The sequence below is a fragment of the Klebsiella sp. JN_Kp122 genome, assembly GCF_040062085.1.
GTDB classification, from domain to species: Bacteria; Pseudomonadota; Gammaproteobacteria; order Enterobacterales; family Enterobacteriaceae; genus Klebsiella; species Klebsiella aerogenes.
The window spans coordinates 1-25,318 of the sequence record NZ_JBEAHW010000018.1; the positions used below are offsets into that span (position 1 = coordinate 1).

The 25,318-nt window shown below is 54.5% G+C and carries 18 protein-coding genes and 1 pseudogene; 9 read left to right on the plus strand and 10 right to left on the minus strand.

The window, feature by feature from the left end; translation table 11 throughout:
- Positions 1 to 186: 186 nt before the first annotated feature.
- The 6 genes from ABLU78_RS06370 to pspA form a co-directional block, all read right to left on the minus strand.
- The gene (locus ABLU78_RS06370; RefSeq protein WP_048228828.1) at positions 187 to 1,248 is read right to left on the minus strand and encodes a TIGR01620 family protein; all 1,062 of its coding nucleotides are present in this window, start codon (positions 1,246 to 1,248) and stop codon (positions 187 to 189) included.
- Positions 1,245 to 2,642: a YcjX family protein gene (locus tag ABLU78_RS06375; RefSeq protein ID WP_048228829.1), complete on the minus strand. Its 1,398-nt coding sequence runs from the start codon at positions 2,640 to 2,642 to the stop codon at positions 1,245 to 1,247. Before ABLU78_RS06375 ends, ABLU78_RS06370 begins: the two co-directional genes overlap by 4 nt.
- Before the next feature lie 105 nt (positions 2,643 to 2,747).
- Positions 2,748 to 2,966, minus strand: coding sequence for a phage shock protein PspD (gene pspD / locus ABLU78_RS06380; RefSeq protein WP_015366275.1), 219 nt, complete (start codon positions 2,964 to 2,966; stop codon positions 2,748 to 2,750).
- Positions 2,967 to 2,996: 30 nt separating this feature from the next.
- Complete coding sequence (pspC, locus tag ABLU78_RS06385) at positions 2,997 to 3,356, minus strand: envelope stress response membrane protein PspC (protein ID WP_015366274.1); 360 nt, start codon at positions 3,354 to 3,356, stop codon at positions 2,997 to 2,999.
- Entirely contained in the window at positions 3,356 to 3,580 is a 225-nt protein-coding gene (gene pspB / locus ABLU78_RS06390) for an envelope stress response membrane protein PspB (protein ID WP_048228830.1), read from the minus strand. The genes pspC and pspB overlap by 1 nt, the downstream gene beginning before the upstream one ends.
- Positions 3,581 to 3,635: 55 nt before the next feature.
- Positions 3,636 to 4,304, minus strand: a complete 669-nt coding sequence (gene pspA / locus ABLU78_RS06395; protein WP_015366272.1) for a phage shock protein PspA — start codon at positions 4,302 to 4,304, stop codon at positions 3,636 to 3,638.
- A gap of 152 nt (positions 4,305 to 4,456) precedes the next feature.
- Here pspA and pspF point away from each other — a divergent pair, with 152 nt between their 5' ends.
- Positions 4,457 to 5,443, plus strand: coding sequence for a phage shock protein operon transcriptional activator (gene pspF, locus ABLU78_RS06400; RefSeq protein WP_162198567.1), 987 nt, complete (start codon positions 4,457 to 4,459; stop codon positions 5,441 to 5,443).
- On the opposite strand, the gene ABLU78_RS06405 is transcribed toward pspF, so the two are convergent.
- Together ABLU78_RS06405 and ABLU78_RS06410 are read right to left on the minus strand one after the other, a co-directional pair.
- Positions 5,434 to 6,825 (minus strand): MFS transporter, encoded by a 1,392-nt coding sequence (locus tag ABLU78_RS06405; protein WP_348820281.1) that lies wholly within the window; start codon positions 6,823 to 6,825, stop codon positions 5,434 to 5,436. The genes pspF and ABLU78_RS06405 overlap by 10 nt on opposite strands.
- A 25-nt stretch (positions 6,826 to 6,850) precedes the next feature.
- Positions 6,851 to 8,020 carry a M20 aminoacylase family protein gene (locus ABLU78_RS06410; RefSeq protein ID WP_015366269.1) on the minus strand — a complete coding sequence of 390 codons (1,170 nt, stop codon included), beginning with the start codon at positions 8,018 to 8,020 and terminating at the stop codon, positions 6,851 to 6,853.
- A gap of 171 nt (positions 8,021 to 8,191) precedes the next feature.
- Here ABLU78_RS06410 and ABLU78_RS06415 point away from each other — a divergent pair, with 171 nt between their 5' ends.
- The 5 genes and pseudogenes from ABLU78_RS06415 to ABLU78_RS06435 all read left to right on the plus strand — a co-directional run bounded on the left by ABLU78_RS06415 (position 8,192) and on the right by ABLU78_RS06435 (position 14,603).
- The gene (locus ABLU78_RS06415; protein ID WP_048228831.1) at positions 8,192 to 10,489 is read left to right on the plus strand and encodes a helix-turn-helix domain-containing protein; all 2,298 of its coding nucleotides are present in this window, start codon (positions 8,192 to 8,194) and stop codon (positions 10,487 to 10,489) included.
- 124 nt (positions 10,490 to 10,613) lie between these two features.
- Positions 10,614 to 10,898, plus strand: a complete 285-nt coding sequence (locus ABLU78_RS06420) for a hypothetical protein (RefSeq protein WP_045360392.1) — start codon at positions 10,614 to 10,616, stop codon at positions 10,896 to 10,898.
- Positions 10,899 to 11,135: 237 nt separating this feature from the next.
- A complete protein-coding gene (gene sapA, locus ABLU78_RS06425; RefSeq protein ID WP_171824487.1) occupies positions 11,136 to 12,782 on the plus strand; it encodes an ABC transporter substrate-binding protein SapA in 1,647 nt (548 codons plus the stop codon).
- Positions 12,779 to 13,744, plus strand: a complete 966-nt coding sequence (gene sapB / locus ABLU78_RS06430; protein WP_020078599.1) for a putrescine export ABC transporter permease SapB — start codon at positions 12,779 to 12,781, stop codon at positions 13,742 to 13,744. Before sapA ends, sapB begins: the two co-directional genes overlap by 4 nt.
- 201 nt (positions 13,745 to 13,945) lie before the next feature.
- Positions 13,946 to 14,603 (plus strand): annotated as a pseudogene (locus ABLU78_RS06435) (SOS response-associated peptidase).
- Positions 14,604 to 15,036: 433 nt separating this feature from the next.
- Here ABLU78_RS06435 and ABLU78_RS06440 read toward each other — a convergent pair.
- Positions 15,037 to 15,264, minus strand: coding sequence for a hypothetical protein (locus tag ABLU78_RS06440; protein ID WP_072051401.1), 228 nt, complete (start codon positions 15,262 to 15,264; stop codon positions 15,037 to 15,039).
- A gap of 348 nt (positions 15,265 to 15,612) precedes the next feature.
- Positions 15,613 to 15,831, minus strand: coding sequence for a cold shock domain-containing protein (locus ABLU78_RS06445; RefSeq protein ID WP_023279058.1), 219 nt, complete (start codon positions 15,829 to 15,831; stop codon positions 15,613 to 15,615).
- A gap of 279 nt (positions 15,832 to 16,110) precedes the next feature.
- Here ABLU78_RS06445 and cspF point away from each other — a divergent pair, with 279 nt between their 5' ends.
- The 3 genes from cspF to ABLU78_RS06460 all read left to right on the plus strand — a co-directional run bounded on the left by cspF (position 16,111) and on the right by ABLU78_RS06460 (position 25,308).
- Entirely contained in the window at positions 16,111 to 16,323 is a 213-nt protein-coding gene (gene cspF / locus ABLU78_RS06450) for a cold shock-like protein CspF (RefSeq protein WP_071787615.1), read from the plus strand.
- Positions 16,324 to 16,404: 81 nt separating this feature from the next.
- The gene (locus tag ABLU78_RS06455; RefSeq protein WP_213191361.1) at positions 16,405 to 16,569 is read left to right on the plus strand and encodes a YnfU family zinc-binding protein; all 165 of its coding nucleotides are present in this window, start codon (positions 16,405 to 16,407) and stop codon (positions 16,567 to 16,569) included.
- Positions 16,570 to 16,725: 156 nt separating this feature from the next.
- The gene (locus ABLU78_RS06460; RefSeq protein ID WP_348820286.1) at positions 16,726 to 25,308 is read left to right on the plus strand and encodes a glucoamylase family protein; all 8,583 of its coding nucleotides are present in this window, start codon (positions 16,726 to 16,728) and stop codon (positions 25,306 to 25,308) included.
- The last annotated feature ends 10 nt before the right edge of the window (positions 25,309 to 25,318 follow it).

Sequence of the window (25,318 nt, forward strand, 5' to 3'; positions counted from 1 at the left end):
TTAAGGGGTTTTCCCGGAGGCGGCGCGTTGCGCCTTCTCCGGGCTACCAAATCGCGCAGCGCTGTAGCCCCGGTAAGTGGCAGCCGCCACCGGGGGATCCAGCATGGTGAATAAATTAACGACAGGCCGCACGAACCGTAGGCCGGGTAAGGCGCAGCCGCCACCCGGCATTTACGCTTGCCGGCGTTATTTCTCCGCGCCGGTTTTGCTTTTCTGCAGCGTCTCTTTTAACTGGCCGATCAGTTCGCGGCGGAAATCGCCGAGCCGCGGTTTATCATCGGCGATCCACGGTAGCGGACGACACAGCTCCATTGCCTTAATCCCCAGACGGGCGGTCAACAACCCGGCGCCGATACCCTGGGCGGCGCGCGCCGACAGGCGGGCCGCCAGATCCTGCGACATCCAGTCCATGCCGACTTCGCGCACCAGTTCGCTGGCGCCGGCAAAGGCGATATTCAGCAACACCAGACGGAATAAACGCAGGCGGCTATAATAGCCAAGTTCAATACCGTAGAGGGTGGCGATACGGTTAATCAATCTCAGGTTACGCCAGGCGATAAACGCCATATCCACCAGCGCCAGCGGGCTGACGGCGATCATCAGCGTCGATTCCGCCGCCGAGCGGCTGATTTCCCGCCGCGCCTGCGCGTCCAGCACCGGCTGCACCAGTTGCGCGTACAGGCTCACCACTTCGCGATCGTTTTGCGTTTCATGGATGGCCGCATACCAACGCTGCAGCGCCGGATGCGATTGATCCAGCCCGGCCTGCTGCGCCAGTTTCTCACAGAACGTGCGCCCTTTGCCCACCGCGTGACTATGCATCAGATCCCGCGCTTCATCGCGTTCGTGCGCGCGCTGGCGCAGACGCCACAGGCGACGCCATTCGGTCGCTACCGACCCCACGCCCGCGCCGACAATCAGCGCCCCGGCCGCGCAGCCGCCGAGCGCAATCCAGTCCTGAGTCTGCCAGGCCGTCACCGTCCACTGCACGCCCTGCGCCACCACGCTAATACCAAAAATTGCCAGCCCGGCACTAACCATCCGCCGCCACAGGCTGCGTTTCGGGCGCAGTACCGATTCCACCACCGCTTCGGCGGCCCCCTCCTCTTCAGCAACCATTTCAGGCAGCATCGGAGAGAAGGTTTGCGCATCGGCCGCGTCAAAGGCGCGGGCCGATTTTAAAGTCTGGCTCTTTTCCGTTTCCAGTGGGCCATCGAAATCGATCCGCGGTTTTATCGGCTCGCTCATCGCAATTTATCTCCAATCAAAAATTCCAGCGCCGCGTCAAGGCGTATATGCGGCAGCGGTTTATCGACATCCATCGCTCTCGGGCGGAAGTTCTCAAACTGGAAGCCCTGCTGTTCCCAGAAGGCCTGGCCCGGCAGCCGCGCCGGCACCTCCCCCGGGAAAATGGTAAGCGGTTGCCCATCGCTCAGACGATCGCCGCGCAGCGCTGGGATCTTCTCACCATTAACCTCGATAAGCCCGCCCTGGGTAGCCTGAATGGACGCCAGCCCCAGACAATCCATGCTGATGCCTTCAAAGGCGGCATTCTGCCAGGCGTCCTGAATCAGTTGCTGAAGTAGCGACACCATGTTGCCGTGCTGATCGACGGTCACGTGATCGGCTTTAGTGGCGGCAAACAGTAGCTTGTCAATAACCGGTGAAAACAGGCGGCGAAAAAGCGTTCGCTGGCCGTAATGGAAGCTTTGCATCAACTGGGTCAGCGCCAGACGCATATCATTAAACGCCTGCGGCCCGCTGTTTAACGGCTGCAGACAGTCCACCAACACAATCTGGCGGTCAAAGCGCAGGAAGTGGTCTTTATAGAAGCCTTTCACCACTTTCTCGCAGTAGAATTTGAAACGCTCGCGCAGCATTCCGGCATTGGTGTGTTTATCCGCCTGCGCCAGCCTGGCTTCGCCAATCGCATCAACATCCGGCCAGGGGAAGAACTGCAGCGCCGGAGCTCCCGCCATGTCACCGGGAAGCACAAACCGCCCCGGCTGAATAAAGTGCAACCCCTCGCGCTTGCAGGCGTGCAGATAATCGGTCCAGGCGGCGGCGATCTCCGCCAGCCGGGTTTCGTCGGCGGGCGCCAGCGGATCGAGCCCATCACACAGCTGCCGCCAGCGGGCAGACCACGCCCGGCGCTGCCCCTGCAACAGCCCTGTCATTTGCCGCGACCAGCTTAAATAATCCTGCGCCAGCATTGGCAGGTCGAGCAACCATTCTCCCGGATAATCCACGATTTCCAGATACAGAGTAGAAGTGTCTTTGAAATGACGCAGCAGAGAATCGTTAGAGCGATAGCGCAGCGCGAGGCGAATTTCGCTCACCCCACGGGTCGGCGTCGGCCAGGCCGGCGGCTGGCCATAAAGCTGCGCCAGGCCTTCATCATAGGTAAAACGCGGAATGCCGAAATCACGCTGCGGAACCCGTTTAACGCCCAACAGGCGTTCTTCGCGCGCCGCGCTCAGCAGCGGCAGTCGCGCCCCGGCGTGGATATTCAGCAGTTGATTAACCATCGCGGTGATAAAAGCCGTTTTGCCGCTGCGGCTGAGTCCGGTCACGGCAAGACGTAAATGCCGGTCAACCCCGCGGTTGACCAGCGCATTGAATTCAGTTTTGAGTCGCTTCATCGCCAGTCCGTTATGCCCAGAAGGAATGTCGTTTAATGATAAGCTATTTAGATGGGGATAATCAGGGCCAATATAAAGCGCGCCGGTATTCCTCCCCCTGAGGAATTATTTCATGCCGCGGGCAAAACGATTGGCCAGCCGACTGAGCAGCGGCTCAAGCGCTACCGCCAGCAACATTTTCAGCGGCCGACGCGCCACCGATTTCACCGCCCAACCGGCAACGCCAGCCGGGCCGTATCGCAGCGCGGTCAGTAGCACCAGCTTACCGGCGATCTTAAGACCCGGTTTCACTTTTTGCCCTGCCTGTTGCCATTTCATATTCATGCGTTGCCTCGTTGGTTACATGGAAAAATTTTACAGTTGACGAAAACGGCTGCGCAGCGTGAAGGTATCGGAGGTGATATAACGCTCCATATCACGCAGGCGCTGTTCGCCGGAAGCCAGTTCGGCATCCACGGCGGCCAGTAAATCACCATTGCTCGGCCCTTTCTCGCCGTACAGTTCGCTATCCGGTATCGGATCCAGCGCGAAGGTCAGAATGATGTAGGCCACCAGCACGAAAAAGAAGAGGCCAAAAATCATCGCCAGCACGGTTATCAGACGCACCAGCTTCACCGGCACATCCAGGTGCTGCGCGATACCGGCGCAGACACCCTTCACCATTCCGCGCTGCGGGATACGCCACAGTTTTTTATTAAAGTCCAATCCGGCCATTATTTGTCTCTCCAGTTCGGATGTTCCGCATCAAGGATCGCTTCCAGCGCCTGAATACGTTCGCGCATCCGTTTCGCGTCATCGGTCAGCTGCAGCAGGCGCTGCTGTTCGTTCTGGGTTAACGCCCCGTCCGCCGAGCGATTGTTGTAGTGCAGCCATAACCAGACCGGCAACACGAACAGCACAAACAGCGTGAGCGGGATGGCAAGAAGAAGCATGCTCATGTGTACTCCTTACAGGTGGTGAGCCGCGGCGCAACACCGCGCCGCGCAATATGCATTACTGGTTATTCTGATTCATTTTGGCTTTCAGCGCCGCCAGTTGCTCGCTGATTTCATCATCCGCTTTCAGTTCGGCAAACTGCTGATCCAGCGATTGTTGTTTGCCAAAACGATGGCTCTCCGCCTCGGCTTCCATTTGGTCAATACGGCGTTCGAAAGACTCAAAACGCGCCATCGCTTCATCCATTTTACCGCTATCCAGCTGGCGGCGAACATCACGCGAAGAGCTGGCCGCCTGATGACGCAGCATCAGCGCCTGCTGACGAGCGCGGGTTTCGCTGAGCTTATTCTCCAGCTCGCCAATCTCTTTTTTCATTCGCGCCAGGGTTTCATCCACCAGTTGCGCTTCGTGTTCCAGGCTGCCGATAAGGTCAGTCAGCTTCTGTTTTTCGATCAGCGCCGCACGCGCCAGATCTTCTTTCTCTTTACGCAGGGCCAGCTCGGCCTTTTCTTGCCATTCCACCTGCTGCGCCTGCGCCTGTTCGATACGGCGGGTCAGCTGTTTCTTTTCCGCCAGCGCGCGGGCGGAGGTAGAACGCACTTCAACCAATGTATCTTCCATCTCCTGAATCATCAGACGGACCAGCTTCTGCGGATCCTCCGCTTTCTCCAGCAGGGAGTTGATGTTGGCGTTCACGATGTCGGCAAAGCGAGAAAAAATACCCATAATTTCAATCCTCATAGTTCTGATAGCAGGCAGCGGCCTGTGCAGTAGTTAATACAAATGGCGTGCCAACTTTTTATCTTATTGATTTTAAACAAGGTGGTTGAGATATGGCCGCCTGCTTGCTACAGTGAGTTGGCGAATCACACTACTTAATGGCGAAATTCATCATGGCGGAATACAAGGATAACCTGCTGGGCGAGGCTAACAGCTTTCTGGAGGTGCTCGAACAGGTCTCGCAGCTGGCGCCGCTGGATAAACCGGTGCTGGTGATCGGCGAGCGCGGGACCGGCAAAGAGCTCATTGCCAACCGACTGCACTTTCTCTCTTCGCGCTGGCAGGGACCGTTTATTTCGCTGAATTGCGCGGCGCTGAATGAAAACCTTCTCGATTCCGAATTGTTTGGTCATGAAGCCGGCGCCTTTACCGGCGCCAGCAAACGGCATCCGGGGCGCTTTGAACGTGCCGATGGCGGCACGCTGTTTCTCGATGAGCTGGCCACCGCTCCGATGCTGGTGCAGGAAAAATTGCTGCGGGTAATTGAATACGGCGAGCTCGAACGCGTCGGCGGCAGCCAGCCGCTGCAGGTTAACGTACGGCTGGTGTGCGCCACCAACGCCGATCTGCCCAAAATGGTCGAGGAAGGTCATTTCCGCGCCGACCTGCTCGACCGGCTGGCGTTTGATGTCGTGCAACTACCGCCATTGCGCGAGCGCCAGAGCGACATCATGCTGCTTGCCAACCAGTTTGCCATTCAGATGTGCCGCGAACTGGGGCTTCCTCTGTTTCCCGGCTTTAGCGAGCGAGCCGTCGACACGCTGCTCGCATACCGCTGGCCGGGCAATATTCGTGAGCTGAAAAACGTGGTTGAACGTTCGGTTTACCGCCACGGCAGCAGTGATAGCGAGCTGGATAATATCATTATCAACCCATTTAATAGCGCGACGCCTGCGCCTGCACCGGTCGTTGAACATGCGCTTCCCGCGTTGCCACTGGACCTGCGCGCCTTTCAGCTGGAGCAAGAAAAAAGCCTGCTGCAGTTGAGCCTGCAGCAGGCGAAGTACAATCAAAAGCAGGCGGCGGAGCTGCTGGGGCTAACCTACCACCAGCTTCGCGCCTTGTTGAAGAAGCATCAGCTATGAGCGGCGCGCGGCAGCATCATCGCGCTCACCACCATTGAGCCTAAACACAGCGCGGCGTTAAACCACAACGCGTATTGCGCGGCGCTGGCCATTCCCAACGGCAGGAACAGCGCGAAAAGTGACGCCGTCACGGCAATACCCATCGCGCCGCCAAGCGAGCTTCCCATCTTATAAACCCCTGATGCGACTCCGATTTTGTTCTCCGGCGCATTGGCGACGGCGGTATCGGTCGAAGGCGTGGCGTAACAGCCGAGCCCGAGGCCAAACAGAATATTGCTGAAGAAGACGGTCCCGATATACAGTGACTTATCGAGGAAGGTACAGGAGATCAGCAAAATGCCGATGGCGGTAAAGACCGGCCCGGTCATCATCGGCAACCGCGCGCCGTAGCGCTGGAGCAACTTTTCCCCAACGCGAATCATCGCCAGTACCGTCACCAGATACCCCAGCGTCATCATGCCGGTTTCCAGCGGGGTAAGATGATGCCCCTGCTGCAGCCAGATGCTGGTGATCATCATGGTGCCGATAGCGCCATTAAGCATGAAGTTCGACAGCACCGCCGCGCCGTAGGCCCGGTTGCGAAATAAAGCGAAGTCGATTAGCGCCGCTTCACCTTTACGCAAACCGCTACGGATAAACAAACCACCCGTAATTACCGCGCCGCCCAGCATCGACAGCGATAAGCCACTGCTCCAGCCCCATTGATGGCCCTTGCTGATAAACAGATTAAGCAGCACCAGCGACGCGATCAGGCTTAATAATCCGCCCACATCAAGCTTATGCCGATCGGCGCTGGCGCTTCGACTCTCCGGCGTGCCGCGCAGCAGCAGCAACGCCAGCAGCGCCACCGCAATCGAGAACACGAAGATCCACCGCCAGCCAAGACCGGTGGCAATCGCGCCGCCGACAAACGAGCAAAGCCCGCTGCCGCCCCAGGAACCAATGACCCAGAAACTCACCGCCCGCTGCCGCGCCCTACCTTCATACCAGGTTTTAATCAGCGCCAGCGTCGCCGGCATAATGCAGGCCGCCGAAAGCCCTTGCAGGATACGACCGGTGATAAACAGACCCGGCCCCTGCGACGCCGCCAGAAACGCGCTGCCGATAATACTCAACGCCAGGCCGAGATAGGTCATCCGCACCCTGCCGAATTTATCCACCAGCCCGCCGCTGGCCACCACGAAGCAGCCGCTAAATAAGGCGCTGAGACTCACCGCCAGGGTTAGCGTCTCCAGTGAAATATCGAGGCTGCTTTTCATCGCCGGAACAACATTGATAACCGATTGCGCAAACAGCCAGAACGTCAGCACGCTGAGCACAATACCCGCCAGCAGGCGATCGCTACCGACGAAACGAGATTCGCTTAACGATACAGAACTCATAATCGGGTCCCCCCGTCGCGATAGGTTAACGCAGATAGCGTTCCGTCAGGCCGCACCACAGCGCTGCGCCGGTAAGCAGGATTTGATCGTTAAAATCGTATCCCGGGTTATGCACCATGCAGCGGTCGGCTTCATCACCCGCGCCGATAGTGAAGTAGCAGCCGTTGGGATTGCTCTCCAGCATGAAGGCGAAATCTTCGCTGCCCATAAATGGATTCACGGTACCAACCTGTTCTTTGCCAAACAGCGAGGTCGCCACTTCACGGACCAGCTCATTAGCCGCCGGATCGTTACGTAATACCGGGCTGCCGTTGACGTGGGTTAAGGTAGCGCTGGCGTTAAAACTTTCTGCCTGAGCGACCGCAATATCGTGAATGCGCTGCAGCACCGTCTCGCGCACCTGCTGGTTAAGGGTACGGACCGTTAGCTTCATCAACACTTTATCGTTGATGATGTTCGGCGCGTGACCAGCCTGAATGCTGCCGACGGTGACTACCGCAGGTTCAAATGGCGTGATGTTGCGTGAAACGATCGATTGCAGCGCGAGGGTAATGTGGCAGGCAACCAGCGTCGCATCCACGGTATGTTCCGGTACCGCGCCATGGCCGCCAACGCCCTTCACTTCGATATGCAGCGTATCGGAAGAAGCCATCATCGCGCCGTCGCGCAGGCCGATTTTGCCCAGTTTCTGGCCCGGCATGTTATGCAGGCCAAAGATGGCGTCGCAGGGGAATTTTGTGAACAGGCCATCTTCGACCATCACCCGTCCGCCGTACAGCAGCTCTTCTGCCGGTTGGAAAATTAACTGCAGCGTACCGTTAAACTGACGCGTGCGCGCCAGATATTCCGCCGCATACAGCAGCGTGGTGGTGTGACCGTCATGGCCGCAGCCGTGAAAACGCCCGTCGACCTGGCTTGCCCATGCTTTACCGCTCATTTCCTGCATCGGCAGCGCATCCATATCCGCGCGTAGACCCAGACGTTTTTCGCCGCTGCCGACTTTCAGCGTCCCGACCACGCCGGTACCGGCGAGGCCGCGATGCACTTCATATCCCCACTCAGCAAGCAGCCTGGCGACTTCATCGCTGGTTTTATGTTCTTCAAAGCCAATCTCGGGCTGTTGGTGGAAGCGGCGACGTAACGCCACAAACTGCGCTTCATTAACTTGCAAAGATTCAATCAATGGATGTGTCATTTTTATTATTCCTGTGTTGTGTTTGCACGACACTTTCGAGTTTATGCGCCCCACCCGGCTTTAAAATGCGCTTTTTTGTTTTATATTGACGAATTATCAATGACTGTTTTCTATACAATTCTGTTATGACAAAAAACACCCTGTTATTTTTTGTCTTTTAAGGAGCGGCGCATGGAACACTATCTCGGCGATTTCAGCCTCACGGTGCGCGATATTCGCCACCTCAGCCCGCCGGAAAGCGACGGATTAACGCTGCTGTGGCTGCTGGAAGGCAGCGCGCGGTTGCAACTCGGCGAAGCGCCGCAACCGATGCGGGTTGATGAACTGGCGATCGTTAACCGCCGCCAGCGCTGGCAGATTACCGGCGAAGAGGCCAATGCGGTCATGATCCTCAACCTTGCCGCTGGTTGGCTCACCCGCCTTGATAGCGATTTTTTTGCCTGTGATTATCGGGTTAACGGCGAAAACATGGATGCGGCAGATAACCTGCGCCAGCTGATGCGCCAGTTGCTGGTAGCCGGGCTGGTTAATCATCAGTCGCGTTACCGCTTAGAGGCCAACCGCTGGCTCAGCGAAATCGCCCTGCTGCTGGCGACCCGCTTTACGCAGCCCATCGTACCCAGCCTGCGCCGCGGCGCCGAAAACTGGAGCCGACGAATTATCAACGTAGTAGCGCGCATTGAAGCCAACTATCAGCGGCGGATCTCGCTGCAGGAAGTGGCCGCCGCTGAGTTTGTCTCGGAGGCCTGGCTTTCCCGCCTGTTTCATAAAGAGGTCGGCGTCAGCTTCGTGCAGTACATTACCGCCCTGCGTCTCGGCAAGGCCGCCGAGCAACTGCTGGCCACCCGGCGTTCGGTGCAGCAGGTGGCGCAGGACAACGGTTTCGCCAGTGCCCGCATCATGAGCGATCTGTTTAAGCGCCAGCATGGCGTCACACCGCGGCAATTTCGCCAACAGCAGCCGCAGCCCGCCGCTCGTCCGCGAGTCAACGCCAGTGAGGTCTGGTATCCGGTCGCGGTTGAGCGGCTTTACGCCCGCCTTAACGAGGCGGAAAAAAACAGCGATAATACGCCGCCGCTGCTGCTCAACCCGCGTCAGACCAGGCTGGTGGATATCCGCCAGTTGCCAGCGCGCGCGCCGTTATTGCGCCATACCCGTACGATCGTCACCGTTCGCGAACTTGATGATTTACTCCGCGAAGATGTCCGCCGCGAGCTGGAGCAACTGCAGCAGACGCTACCCGTCTACGGCATCGATATTCACGATCCGTTTCTCAGTAGCCGCCTGTTTGGCGAAGGCTGGGACGACCCGACGCTCGCGGGTTATGCCTGTTGGTACAATCTTCAGCAGCTGTTTAGCTGGCTGGCGCAGAAAGGCTGGACGGTGCTACTCCACACCGGTTTAACCACCCGCTGCGATTTACTACAGCGTTTTCTGCAACTTGCCGCCAATCACTTTTCACCCACGACGCTTGCGAGCTGGCGTTTTGTCTGGCACTGGTCGCCGCAGGCCAGTGAAGCGGCGCGACAGCAGGCCTGGCGACAACAGCGCGAAGTGCTCGCGTCCACCTTGCAACAACCGCAAATGGGGATCTGGCATCGTTTCCCGCAAAGCGATATTGCCGACGATCCGCTACTGCATTCCCCGCTGCTCAGCAAAGCCGATTTTCTCGCCTGCCAGGCGGATGCTAATGAACTGCTTGACCTGGCGCAGGCCGATAGCAGCAAGCTGGCCGCCAGTGAAAGCTATCCGCGACAGAAATTACGCCAAATACATAATGCCCTACGGCAACGGCAGCTCTCGTTGCCGCTGTGGCTGCTATCGTGGAATACGTTGACCGGCGATACCCGCGATACCAACGGACGTTTTTTCCGCGGCGCGCTATTGATGGATAACCTGCTGGGCATTGCCGAACAGGTGTGGCTGGCAGGCTTCTGGCTTAATTCCGGGCTGCAGGGGGAGGCGCGGGACAACGGTAAACTTGACACCTCCAGCCTGGCGCTGCATTACCTGCATGGTCTGCCGCGCCCGGTTTACTGGGTATTATGGCTGTGGCGGCGTCTGCGCGGCGAAGTCTTAATCAATGACAAAAACCTGTTGTTATTGCGCCATAACGGACACTACCAGTTGCTGCTGCGCAATACGGTGATTTTCAACCCCTGGCTATCGAGCGAAGAGGCCTTTACTCAGCGGTTTCGCCAGCCCTATACCCTGCGGCTTGAAGGGCTGGAGGGACGCTGGCGCATCAAACAGCATCTGTTCGATCAACATCACGGCGCGCTATTTCCGCTGTTTGAGGCATTCCGCAGCCGCAGCGGCCCGGACGAAGAAGATTATCGCTGGCTCCGGCACCACGCCCGCCCGGCGCTGAGCGTGCATGAGGAACAGATGGATGATGGCTGGCTGCGGGTGGATTCACTGCAGAGCAATGCGCTGGCATTATATGAATTCACACCGCTACAGGATTAAAACGTGACAACGTCACTATCAATTCACATATGAAAACGCGAGGAGTTAATAATATGTAACTGGTAAGATGTCTTAATGTGAATTATCATCGGCGGCAATTATATTCAATGGACTGAAAATTCACGTGATTCCGGTTAATTCTCATACGCTAACCCGCTATGCCGCCCATGCCAGTTTGATCCACACCATGAAAAATCATCATGCCCCAGCCCTCTCTTTAATGATGATTTTCTCGGATCTCTGCGTGCGCTCCACGCGCGATGCCTACAGCGAACAAGGATGGCAAATATCAGAACGTAAAAGCGGACTGGTGCTGCGTACCTTTGTCGCTATCCATCGCGACGGCGGAGAACTGGAGATCACGCCAAAGGATTATATCGCCCGCTATAATCAACTCCTTCCGCTCTGATCCCGCAATTCACACCACCCCTCTACAGAACGCATACAGATGGCTAACTGGAGAAATCGGCAATAAAAAGATACCATGTTTCTTAATACTGGTTTATTTCCGACACTATTTTGACCAACTGGCTGGACAACATGCGCTGCCGGTGACCGCATTATCCCCCTCGATGTCGTAAAGGTGGTGGTAAATGTCATTTAATATTAATAATATAGAGCTCTGCTCTATGATCAAAAAGAAAATATGCGCCTGAAATTGTCCTCTCTTTTAGCGGCAGCCTCGATGCTGTGCGGGCAGGCTTTTGCCGCACCGGCCCCGGCGCTGCCGGCTAATGCCGATATCCGCGATAGCGGGTTTGTCTATTGCGTCAGCGGGCAGGTAAATACCTTTAACCCGCAAAAAGTCAGCAGCGGCCTGATTGTCGACACCCTCGCCGCCCAGATCTACGATCGCCTGCTCGACGTCGACCCTTATACCTATCGTCTGGTGCCTGAACTGGCGGAAAGCTGGGAAGTGCTTGATAACGGCGCCACCTACCGCTTCCACCTGCGCGATAAGGTCCAGTTCCAGACTACCGACTGGTTTAAACCGACCCGCGCTTTTAACGCTGATGATGTCATCTTCACCTTCGGGCGCATCTTTAATCGCGACGACCCGTGGCACAGCGTCAACGGCAGTAGCTTCCCCTATTTCGATAGCCTGCAGTTCGCCGACACCGTAGAAAGCGTTCGTAAGCTGGATAACCATACCGTCGAGTTTCGCTTGAAACGCCCGGATGCCTCATTCCTGTGGCACCTGGCAACACACTATGCTTCAGTCATGTCGGCGGAGTATGCCGCGCAGCTGACCAAAAGCGACCGTGAAGAACAACTCGACCGCCAGCCCGTCGGTACCGGCCCGTTTAAACTGGAAGAGTATCGCACCGGGCAGTACATCCGCCTGCAGCGCCACGCGGCCTACTGGCGCGGCAAGCCATTGATGCCGCAGGTGGTGGTGGATCTCGGTTCCGGCGGCACCGGCCGTCTGTCAAAACTGCTGACCGGCGAATGCGACGTGCTGGCCTGGCCCGCCGCCAGCCAGCTCACCATCCTGCGCGACGATCCGCGCCTGCGTCTGACGCTGCGCCCGGGTATGAATATCGCCTGGCTGGCTTTTAACACTGCTAAACCGCCGCTGGATAATCCGGAAGTTCGCCACGCGCTGGCGCTGGCGATCAACAACCAGCGTCTGATGCAATCGATCTACTACGGCACCGCGGAAACCGCGGCCTCAATGCTACCACGCGCCTCGTGGGCTTATGATAACGACGCTAAAATTACCGAATACAACCCCGCGGAGGCGCGCCGTCGCCTGCAGGCGCTGGGGCTCAGTAATCTCACGTTAAAATTGTGGGTGCCGACCAGTTCCCAGGCGTGGAACCCCAGCCCATTGAAAACCGCCGAGCTGATACAGGCGGATATGGCGCAGGTGGGTGTCAAAGTGATTATTATTCCGGTTGAAGGCCGCTTCCAGGAGGCGCGTTTAATGGATATGAGCCACGATTTAACGCTTTCCGGCTGGGCCACCGACAGTAATGACCCGGATAGCTTCTTCCGCCCGCTGTTAAGCTGCGCGGCGATTGGTTCGCAGACCAACCTCGCCCACTGGTGCAACCGCGAGTTTGACGAGATATTACAAAAAGCGCTGATTTCACAACAGCTGGCGTCGCGTATCGAAGCCTACAAAGAGGCGCAGCATATTCTCGCCCGTGAATTACCGGTGCTGCCTCTGGCCTCTTCGCTGCGTCTGCAGGCTTATCGCTATGATATGAAAGGACTGGTGCTGAGTCCGTTTGGCAACGCCTCCTTCGCAGGCGTGTCGCGCGAAAAAGAAGAGGTGAAAAAACCATGATTATTTTTACTCTGCGCCGCCTGCTGTTGTTGCTTGTGACGCTGTTTTTTCTCACCTTTATCGGCTTTAGCCTCAGCTACTTTACGCCGCACGCGCCGCTGCAGGGCGCATCGCTATGGAATGCCTGGCTGTTCTGGTTCAAAGGGGTTCTGCACTGGGACTTTGGCGTCTCCAGCATCAACGGCCAGTTGATTTCCGAACAGCTGAAGGTGGTCTTCCCTGCCACGATGGAACTGTGCATTCTGGCGTTTGGTTTTGCGCTGCTGGTCGGCATTCCCGTGGGGATGATTGCCGGAATTATGCGTAATAAATGGCCGGACACGCTCATTAGCGCCCTGGCGCTGGTGGGGTTCTCCATTCCGGTGTTCTGGCTGGCGTTGCTGTTCACTCTGTTCTTCTCGCTAACGCTGGGATGGTTCCCGGTCTCCGGCCGCTTTGATCTGTTGTACGAAGTGAAGACGGTGACCGGCTTCGCGCTCATTGATGCCTGGCTCTCTGATTCGCCGTGGCGCCATGAGATGATCGTCAGCGCCGCGCGGCATATGGTGCTGCCGGTGTTGACGCTGGCCGTCGCGCCGACCACCGAAGTGATTCGCCTGATGCGTATCAGCACCAGTGAAGTCTACGATACTAACTATGTTAAAGCGGCGGCGACCCGCGGCGTTACCCGCAGGACGATTCTGCATCGTCACGTGTTGCACAATGCCCTGCCGCCGGTGATCCCGCGCCTGGGACTGCAGTTCTCCACCATGCTAACGCTGGCAATGATTACCGAAATGGTCTTCAGCTGGCCGGGACTGGGGCGCTGGCTGATCAACGCCATCCGCCAACAGGATTACGCAGCGATTTCCGCCGGAGTGATGGTGATCGGCGCGCTGGTCATTATCGTCAATGTGATCTCAGATATTTTAGGAGCCATGGCTAACCCACTGAAACATAAGGAATGGTATGCCCTACGATAGCACCTACTCAATAAACAAATTTATCAATTAAAAACAATGAGTTAATATTTAAAATAATTCTGTAATTCTGATTTTAATACACAATTTTGTACACATTGTTTTTAACGTCAGCTCCGACAGTCATCAGTTCGATGGCTGTCGGAGTTCCCTTCCTACTCCTCCACACCTTCTATACTTTCAGTCTGCAAACTGGAGGTAACCATGTGCGGACGCTTTGCTCAATCACAAACCCGTGAAGAGTACCTGGCTTATTTGGCTGAAGAGGCTGAGCGGGATATCGCTTATGACCCCGAACCAATCGGCCGGTACAACGTGTCGCCAGGTACAAAGGTTTTGCTCCTGAGCGAACGCGACGAACAACTGCATATCGATCCTGTCTTCTGGGGTTATGCGCCCGGGTGGTGGGATAAGGCTCCACTGATTAACGCGCGTGTTGAAACTGTGGCCACCAGCAGGATGTTTAAGGCGCTATGGCAACATGGCCGGGCGATCTGCTTTGCTGATGGGGGCTTCGGATGGAAGAAAGAAGGTGACAAGAATCAACCCACTCTACTTTATCCATCGCGCCGATGGCCAGCCGATATTCATGGCGGCAATCGGAAGCACACCATTTGAACGTGGAGACGAAACAGAAGGCTTTCTGATCGTCACCGCAGCAACAGAAAAAGGTCTAATAGATATCCACGACCACCAGTCTCTGGTACTGTCGCCAGAAGCAGCAAGATAATGGATGAGGCAGGACATTGGAGGGAAAGAGTCAGAGGAGTTAGCTGCGAATGGCACCGTGCCCGCAGACAAATTTATCTGGCATGCAGTGACGCGCGCCGTAAGAAATGTGAAAAATCAGGGGAATAATTGATTGAGGCAATCAAATGCACATAGCCAGACGTACGCCTAATGCCAAAAGCGGAAATAAATAATAATTTTTCGATAATAACTTACTGGGTCAGAAAACGGAATATCCGGTGAAAAAGCCCTTGTTGCATTGTCTGGATGTATCAATATGATGCCGGGTTCCTCCCGGTAAATATTTAGGTATCCCCCCATGACTCGCGGCTTCAGTCGTGCATGATGAACATTCCAGCAGCAAAGTCATCAGGTTAGAAAGATATCTGCATTTTGTCAGTGCACAAAGAGTGACTTCCTTATATGAGAACGATTATTAAAAATGAACATGTAAAAAAAAGGCCTGCTATTAGCAAGCCACAAAGATTTTAACTCATTTTTTGTTCGCTTCTGATAAATAGGGTAAATACGCAATTCAATTTGAAGCAGAGAACATAACGAAAATGCTATAAATATTTCCGGAACGCATCGAGTATTTCCTGTGACATTAACTGTCTGTCAGAGGCTACGTAAATAACATCATGATCACCGGTTAATGAAGGAAAGCCTGCAGACATAATCTGTAGATGTATTTCTTCACCGTTTGGGTATTCCTGTCTGATTGAGGATGTACCCTCCGGAACGGTCATGACTTTACAGGATTCGGTATTAAAGAAAACGAGTACTTTTATCATATGCCACCATAATTCTGTTAGTCTTTCCCGTCACTCTCTTCTATCAGTGATGTTAAATGCCGATGCCATTAAAATACAATCAGGGACGTGATGCTTTCGAAGGCAGTCTCGTCTCTTACGCACTTTATTATTTAACAAGCAGTTAGCTTCTGCTTTCAGGCTTTCAGGCTTTCAGGCTTTCAGGCTTTCAGGCAGTAGTCCTGCACTTCATCACATCGGTCAGCACACTCATAATTGCGAAAAACATGTTGACCTGATATTAAAAAAACAACCGACTTTCTCTGATTTAATTTATGGACCTGTCTACTCAGGAATAATCCTTCATCGTTGTCGCGGGCCCGCAAATCTTCATTTATCGCAAAGTATTACGTTTGTAGCAGCAGGCCCTTTTTCACCACTCTGCATGGCGAACTCAACTTTCTGCCCTTCAAATAAGGTATTGAAATTCTCACCATGGAGTGCGGAAAAATGGACGAAGACATCCTTGCTTCCGTCAAGAGGTGAAATGAAACCAAAACCTTTATCTTCGTTAAACCATTTTACCAAACCTTTAATTCTTGTGGACATACTGACTCCCGTTATACATGATAGTATTAATAGTAAACGTATAGTATTAAAGGTATGACTCAAAAGGAGGGGATATCAGCGATAGCGCCTGGTAATGAGGACTGACCAGAAAATGTTTAACGTTCGTTTGTACATTGAACTAACAGGATTCATTAAGACACGGGAGATACTAATACGCAAATTATTTTTTAGCCATCCAGAAGTCCTGCAGGAAAATTAAGTGTGGCAATATACTATTTTGAATGTATAGTCTTTACGTGTTTTTAATAAGGAATCGACTTGTCCCATAAAATGACAGGCATTGTCAAAAGCTTTGACATTCTCAGTGGTAAAGGCCTCATCATCCCTTCAGATGGGCGAAAAGATGTTCTGCTTCACATTTCAGCCGTTAACTCCCGCGAATCAGAATTACTCATCCCAGGAAGCCGCATAGAATTCTGTCGGATCAATGGTCCCAGAGGGCCTGTGGCTGCGAACATTTACCTCTCCTGAATTTCAGGGTCACAAAATAAACAGATTAAAACTTAACCATATGTGATACGGTGAAGTTCATTCATTGAAAGGTTAATGGTTATGTCTATTATCAATTACGCAATGAAATTCTTCAGCGGTGCATCTACTGCCACTGTTGTCTGCACTGTTTGTGGTTTCAAATCAGTTCAACCGATGGCAAAAATCCGGCGCAATCAGGCCATGCTTTGCCCTCGGTGTAAAGCCCTGTTTATCTCACGGCGCTAGTATCAACTGATCCGCCGTGGACAGAACCATCTTCTATACTTAAGTTAAATCCCAGCAGCTGTTAAATCCCTGATGCCTTACGCCCATCCTGAGAGAACGTTTCTGAACTGATTTCGCAACTGCTCCTGCGCGCTAATGTCGCATCAGAGCAATGCTATGAAAATGAACCCCAGAGCGTGGTTTAACCGCTCCCGTATTCCGGTGAATGCTGCCGAAAACGTAACGTTTTCGGCGAACGATCCTGCAAGCGAAAGCACTCCGCGGTCAGAACTCTTTTCGACTGCCCAGATGGAACGCTATGGTCAGAAGCTGGCGCGGACCCATAAAGTATCACCGGATAAACATCCCTATTATCTTCTGAAACGGCTTGGCGACAATGAGGCCGTTATCACCCAAAACTGCTATGAGCTTAATGCAGGTAAAAAGACCAGTATCATGCCCGCCGGGGAGTGGTTGCTGGACAATTATTATCTGATTGAGGAACAAATCCGTACCGTCCGCCAGCACTTGCCGAAAAGTTTTGGTAAAGGTCTCCCGTCGCTGATGTCGCCGCTGAATTGCCCAAGAATTTATCATATCGCATCAGAGGCCATTGCTCACGGTGATGGCCGCTGGGATGCCACCAGTCTAACCAGCTATCTCGCTGCCTATCAACAGGTGACGCCGCTGACGCTGGGTGAAGTCTGGGCATTACCGGGAATGCTTCGACTGGCGCTGATTGAAAATCTTCGTCGTATCAGTATGGAAGTGATAAAAGCGCAACAGGACAGAAACCTGGCAGATACGTGGATAACCAGGATTTTCGAATGTGCAGAGAGTGCGCCTGGTGATTTAATTATGGTGGTTGCCGATTTGGCGCGCTCCCGTCCTCCGTTATCCAGCGCGTTTGTCGCAGAACTGGTGCGGCGTCTGCAGGGGCACGGCAACGCGCTGTCGTTACCTCTTACCTGGGTTGATCAGTGCCTTCGGGAACAGGGAGTCACCACTGACATTCTCATAAATAACTTCAATCAACAGCTTGCCGCCAGCCAGCTGTCTGTCAGTAACAGCATCGCAGGTCTGCGATTACTGGGTGAAACGGACTGGGCTGATTTCGCCGAAACGATAAGCGTCGTCGAACAGGTATTAAGCAATGATCCTGCCGGTATCTATCCCCGGATGCACTTCAATACCCGGGATCATTACCGGCACGTAGTTGAGGTCCTGGCCAGAGACAGTGGGCTCAGCGAGCCTGAGGTTGCTGACAGGGTGCTGGCGCTTTCAGAGGAAAAAGCCCCCAATACACCGGAACATCATGTTGGTTATTATCTCGCCGGCGAAGGTCGACAGGCACTGGATATACATCTCCTGGCAGACACCTCAAGACTCATACGCTTGCGGCACAGTTTCAACAGAATAACCCTGCTGTCATGGCTTGGTAGCCTGGCGTTGTTGACAACCGCAGCGACCGCGGCAATATTGCACGAAACTGCCATGCAGGGCGCAGGTTGGTTGTTAATCGCGGTGATATTACCTCTGGTTATCGCTTTAACTCAGTTAATGAGTGATTTACTCAGTGACGCAACCACCCGTTTTCGCGTTCCTCGCCCCTTGCCGGGGATGGATTTTTCAACCGGCATTCCCGCTGACAGTGCCACCATGATCGTCATCCCCTGCATGCTGACCAGCCACGAAAGTTTCAGCCAGCTCCTCTCCAGTCTTGAAGTCTGTTGGTTGGGGAATGAAAACGAAAATCTCAGGTTCGCGCTGCTCACTGATTTTGCAGATTCTGAAAATGAACCCTCGCCGGAAAGTCACGCGCTGCTCAGACAGGCTATCGCTGATACGCAGGTGCTGAATCGCCGCTACCCCTCCGGCCGACCACGTTTTTATCTGTTACATCGTCAGCCTGAATGGAACCCCTCGGAAGGAGCGTGGATGGGCTATGAACGCAAGCGGGGAAAACTGGCGTTACTGAACAGCTGGTTGCGCCATCCCGGAACGCAATTCGTCAGCGTTGCAGACATGCCTGCCCACCTTTTACCGGGTCACATAAAATACGTCATTACCCTGGACAGTGATACGGTGTTGCCGCGCGATACGGCTCACAAACTGGTCGCGGCGATGGCCCATCCGTTGAATACGCCAGAGTATGATCCGGTACGCCAGAGGGTGGTCAAAGGATTTGGTATTTTACAACCCGGTCTTGCTGAGGAGATACCACGTAACGGTCAGGGGCGTTACGCCGCCCTGCGCAGCAGCATACCGGGTAATAACCCCTATTCTATGATGTCTTCGGATATCTATCAGGATCTCTTTGGGGAAGGGTCGTTCGTGGGCAAAGGGATTTACGATGTTGACATTTTTATGCAGGCCACTGCCAATACCTGCCCGGAAAATCTGGTTCTCAGCCATGATCTCCTCGAAGGGTGCTATGCGCGCTCGGGTCTGCTGAGTGAGGTGTTACTCTACGAACAGTACCCTAATAATTATCTGTCGGACGTTGCACGCCGTTCACGCTGGATCCGGGGTGACTGGCAACTGCTTAACTGGCTGAAACCACACGTCAGAAAAGCCGATGGAACCCGTACCCGGAATCCACTGACCGCGCTTTCTTACTGGAAATTACTCGACAATCTGCGTCGCAGCCTGGTCGCCCCCTCTTTAGTGGTATTGCTCTACTTCACCCTGCTTTGGGTTCCCAATCCGGTTTACTGGCTGTGCATACTGTCACTGATTTGGCTGTTGCCAGCCCTCCTCTGCATCACCCATGACCTTCTCAATAAACCTCTGCGCCGTCGCCTGAAGCCGCATCTGTTACTTGTAATGGCGGGCGCGCTGAAGCGTCTGTCAGGTATCGGTCTTAATTTTGCGATACTGCCACACGAAGCCGGATATTCGCTGAAAGCGATCGCCGTGACGCTATGGCGACTGGGGATAAGCAGGCGTCACCTCAGCCAGTGGGTCAGCCACAGCCAGGACAGCAATCAGGCCAGATCCACTGTTGCACGTTTTTATCAGGCGATGTGGCTGAATGTTGCCGGTGGCGTGACGCTGATAATTCTGACCGGAAAATTGGCCCCCCAGCTGCTGGGGATTGTGTTACCGATCGGTTTGGTATGGTGTGTGGCACCGTTGCTGATGAGCTGGCTGAGTCGTCAGCCCGTGCGTAAGGTTTTTTCGCCAGGTCAGGAACAAAAACAGCTGTTACGCCAGACAAGCCGTGAAATCTGGGCATTTTTTGAAACCTTTGCCACAGAAAAAGAGAACTGGCTTCCGCCTGATAATTATCAGGAAATACCACAACCGACGGTGGCACACCGAACTTCTCCTACCAATATTGGTCTTTCACTAATGGCTAACCTGACGGCATGGGACTTTGGCTACCTGCCCGGCGGAGAGGTGCTCCGGCGCGTGTCGCTCACACTCGACACGCTGGATAAAATGGAGCACTACCGGGGCCATCTGTACAACTGGTATGACACCCGTACGCTGGTCCCCCTCAGTCCACGCTATATCTCCAGCGTCGACAGCGGCAACATGGCCGGGCATTTGTTGACGCTGCGTGCAGGGCTGTCCGCCATGCGTCATCAGCCTGTTTTAAGCAGCCAACAGATACTGGCAGGACTGAACGATACGCTGGATATTCTGGAAAAACAGTGGGGTAAGAACCCACCTGACAGCCTGAGACTGCTGCGCAAGCATTGCCTGAATGCGGTGTCGCTCTCTCCGCAGGCGTTTATCAGCGAACTGAAAAACATGCGCACCCAGTGCAACCATCTGACCATGTTATGCCATCAGGGGTCACCTCTTCAGATGCGCTGGGCAGGACATCTGGAGCATCAACTGGTTCAGCTTTGCCATGAGTGGTCTCTGTTGCTTGGCTGGTTACCTGTATCCTGGAATGAGCAGACGCTGCCGACGCTGAGCGAGCTTGCCCGTCCGACATTAACCGGTACAGAAACGCCTCCGGCGTCAGTGGCGGAGCAGGCCCGAATGCGACTCAATATTATCACCGAGCTGGAACAGCGGCTGGATGAGCATGCCCGGATGGATTTCGCCTTTCTGTACAGTGAAGCAACCAGTCTGCTCAGCGTCGGTTATAACTGTGACACGAATACGCCTGACAAGAGCCACTACGATCTCCTGCCGTCTGAAATCCGCCTGACCAGTTTTCTTGCCATTGCGACTAATCAGCTGCCTCTTAAAAGCTGGTACGCGCTGGGTCGATTGTTTACCACGATTGATAATGAAACGGCCCTGATGTCATGGAGCGGATCCATGTTTGAATATCTGATGCCGAATCTGGTGATGCCCACCTGGCCCGGCAGCCTGCTCGATGAAATGAGTCAGTCGGCGGTTATGCGCCAGATTCACTGGGGGAAAGAACGCGGGGTACCATGGGGTGTTTCAGAGTCTGGCTATCATGCTTTTGATGTTCAGCATAATTATCAGTATCAGGCATTTGGCGTACCGGGGCTCGGTCTGCGCAGGGGGCTTGCCGATGACATGGTTGTTGCTCCTTACGCCACGCTGCTGGCGCTGATGGTTTCCCCGCAGAAAGCCTGTGAGAACCTGTTCAGGCTGCAAAAAAATGGTGCACGCGGAGAATACGGTTTTTATGAAGCGCTGGACTATACCCCCTCACGTCTTGCAACCGGTCAGCTCTATGCGGTGGTACAGTCCTGGATGGCGCATCACCAGGGTATGGCATTTCAGGCGCTGGCTCATGTGCTGCTTGACGCCCCCATGACTGAACGCTTTATGTCCAGTACGGTATTCCGGTCAGCGAGTCTGCTGTTACAGGAGCGCGTGCCGGATGCGGTCGATCTGTACAGTCCGCGCCGTCATTTTGAATCTCATGAGGGCAGGGTCAAACCCATCCGCTATGAACCCCGTATTTTCTATAGCGTGGATACCCCTGCCCCGGATATTCAACTTCTGTCCAACGGCCATTATCATCTGATGCTGACCGCAGCCGGCGGTGGTTACAGTCGCTGGAACGATATTGCAATAACACGCTGGCGCAGTGATACCACCCGTGATAACTGGGGAGCATTCTGCTATATCCGCGATACCCAGACGGGAGATGTGTGGAGCAATACCTGGCAACCGACAGGCTACATCAGCGGACAAGACGAGGAAGTGTTATTCACCGATGCGGGGGCAGAATTCAGACGCAGCTTCGGGGGACTCAGCGTCAAAACTCAGGTGGTGATCTCTCCGGAGGATGATGTTGAATTACGACGGCTCACACTGATTCATCGTGGTCGCAAGCCTCGCTCTCTGGAGCTGACAACCTATGTTGAAGTGGTCCTGGCAGCGGCTGCCAGCGATCTGGCACACCCGGCATTCAGCAATCTGTTTATTCAGACTGAGCTGGCTCCTGAGCGTGACGCTATTCTTTGCCACCGGCGCCCGCGCTCACCGGATGAACCGGGTCCTTGCCTGTTTCACATGATGGTGGTGCACGGCGATAACCGAAATAACGTGTCGTTTGAAACGGACAGGGCAAGGTTTATTGGACGTGGCAGAAATCCTGCGAATGCCCAGGCAATAGAGGCGGGAGGGACGCTCAGCAACACGTCGGGGTCAGTGCTGGATCCGATACTGGCTATACGTCACTCCATCACTCTACAGCCGGGGCATCCGGTTACGATTGATATCGTTTATGGTATCAGCGAGAACCGCCAGCAGAGCCTGGCCCTGCTGGAAAAATATCGCGATTACCCTATTGCCGATCGCGTCTTTGAACTGGCCTGGTCTCACAGTCTGGTGGTATTACGCCAGATGAATGCCAGTGAAGATGATGCAACTTTGTTTAATCGTCTCGCCAGTGCTGTGCTTTACCCTGTCCAGGAGCTACGCGCTGAAGGCCAGGTGATCAGCCGCAACCGGCGTGGTCAGTCCGGTCTGTGGGGCTGGGCAATTTCAGGCGATCTGCCGATAGTACTGCTCAGTATAACCGGCGAAGAAAGTATCGCCATAGTGACCACACTGATTCAGGCACACCGTTACTGGCGACAGAAAGGACTGGATGTTGATTTGGTTATCCTAAATAACAGCCCCGGTGGCTACCAGCAGGGATTACAAAATCAAATTATGGAATTAATTTATGCGGGGTCTGAAGCCAGTCTGCTGGACAAAACGGGCGGTCTTTTTGTCCGTAATGGCGAGCATCTCTCCGCAGAAGATAAGTTGCTTCTGATGAGCGTGGCCTGTCTTTATCTTGATGACCGCGCAGGGAGTATTAATGAGCAGCTTAACCAGCGTATCCATACCCTGAAATCGCCGGTCATAGCATTCATGCCGCGTGCAGTGCGCGAGCGTAATCAACATACGGACTGGCCCCCCGATATCAGTCAGTTATGCTATTTCAATGGGTTCGGTGGATTTTCTCAGGATGGACGGGAATATCAAATTGTTATGCGGGAAAATGCGCAGACACCGGCTCCCTGGTCAAACGTACTGGCAAATCCCCGTTTTGGCAGCGTGATCTCAGAGGCAGGACAGGCCTATACCTGGTATGAGAATGCCCATGAATACCGGTTAACACCCTGGGAAAACGATCCTGTGAGCGATCGCTCTGGCGAGGCGTTTTATCTGCGTGATGAAGAGACCGGGGAAAACTGGTCACCGACAGCGTTGCCTGTTCGCGGACACGGTGATTACCTGACCCGGCATGGTTTTGGCTACAGCGTTTTTGCCCATCGAGAGAGTGGAATAGACAGCGAGCTGACGGTCCTGGTTGCCGAAGAGGCGCCAGTTAAACTGGTGCTCCTGACACTCAGTAACTCTTCGGGACGGACACGTCAACTCTCCGTCACAGGTTATGTAGAGTGGACGCTCGGAGGATCACGAACTCGCTCAGCTCCTCACATTGTGACACATGCGGCCAGAACGTCTGGCGGTTGCGGGGTGCTGGCGAACAACTTTTATGGTGATAATGGTGGAGGCCGAACTGCATTTTTTGCCGTCAGCGGTAATGACTGTTCGCTGACCGGGGACCGTCGGGAGTTTATTGGCCGTAATGGTTCCCTTCACGCGCCGTCAGCCATGAAATTGCGCAGGCTTTCAGGTAACACGGGCGCCGGTCTGGATCCCTGCGGGGCGGTACAATCGACGGTAACATTAATTGATGGGGATCAGAGGACGTTTATTTTTATCCTCGGCGCAGAAGAGAATGATGTTTGTGCTAATGAGACGCTGGCCCATTACATGAACGAGGATACAGTCCGCCAGGAGCTGAACCGGATTCATAACCACTGGCACAATGTGCTCGATAAAATCGTGGTTAACACCCCCGACACGTCAGTAAATTTACTGGTCAATGGCTGGCTGTTATATCAGACAGTCGCCTGTCGTCTTATGGCCCGCAGTGGTTACTATCAGTCTGGCGGTGCATATGGTTTTCGCGATCAGTTGCAGGATTCACTGGCACTGAGCCATGCTGATCCGAACCGGTTGCGTGAACAGATAATACTCTGTGCCTCCCGGCAGTTTATCGAGGGGGATGTGCAGCACTGGTGGCACCCACCACACGGTAACGGTGTCCGTACCCGTTGTTCAGATGACTACCTGTGGCTGCCGCTTGCCGTTTGCCACTATGTTGAAACGACGGGGGATATGGAGGCTCTGGGAATACACATTCCTTATCTGGAGGGGCGCCCGCTTCCGCCTGGTGAAGAGTCTGTCTATGACACGCCGGTCATCAGCGGCATCGGAGAGACTCTCTGGTTACACTGTGTCAAAGCTATTCGCCATGGACTTCGGTTCGGGGGGCATGGCCTGCCGCTGATGGGGGCTGGTGACTGGAATGACGGGATGAACCGGGTGGGTATCGAAGGCAAAGGTGAAAGCGTCTGGCTGGGCTTCTTCCTGTACGACATTTTGCAGCGGTTTGCAACGCTGGCGGAGCGCAGGCTGGATGAAAGCGTCGCCGCGATGTGCCATTCACAGGCTCTGCGCCTGCAAAGCAATCTCGAAGCCCACGCCTGGGATGGGGAATGGTACCGGCGCGGGTATTTTGACGATGGTACTCCCCTGGGATCGAAAACCTCACAGGACTGCCGGATTGATGCGATTGCGCAGAGCTGGTCTGTATTGTCCGGTGCCGCGAGCCCGGGACGGTGCGCAAAGGCCCTGCAGGCGCTGGATAAGCACCTTGTGGATAACAAAGGCGGGCTGATCAAACTGTTAACGCCTCCTTTCGACGGACACGGTCCAAATCCGGGCTACATACAGGGGTACCTGCCCGGTGTGCGGGAAAACGGAGGGCAGTATACTCATGGTGCCATCTGGGCCGTGATGGCATTTGCCCGGATGGGGAATGCCAAACGTGCCTGGCAACTCTGGTCAATGCTCAACCCTGTAAATCATACTCTCAATGCGGGCTCTGTCGGGATTTATAAAGCTGAACCTTATGTCATGAGTGCTGATGTCTACAGCGTAGCTCCCCATACTGGTCGTGCAGGCTGGAGCTGGTACACCGGTTCTGCAGGCTGGGCCTGGCGTTTACTTACCGAGGAATTACTGGGGATAAAACGCACCGGCACTGACTTTAGTGTTCATGCCCTATTACCTGATGCGTGGCCGTCTTTTTCTATTGCTTATCAGTATGGTGAAAGCCACTATCAGATTAGTGTCTCACGCGGCGATGCAGAATATTCCGTGACGCTGGATGGTGTTCTCCTCCCTGATGACAGAATACCGCTGAAGGATGATGGACAAAACCATACGGTTGAGATCATTCAGAACTGACACTGATCCC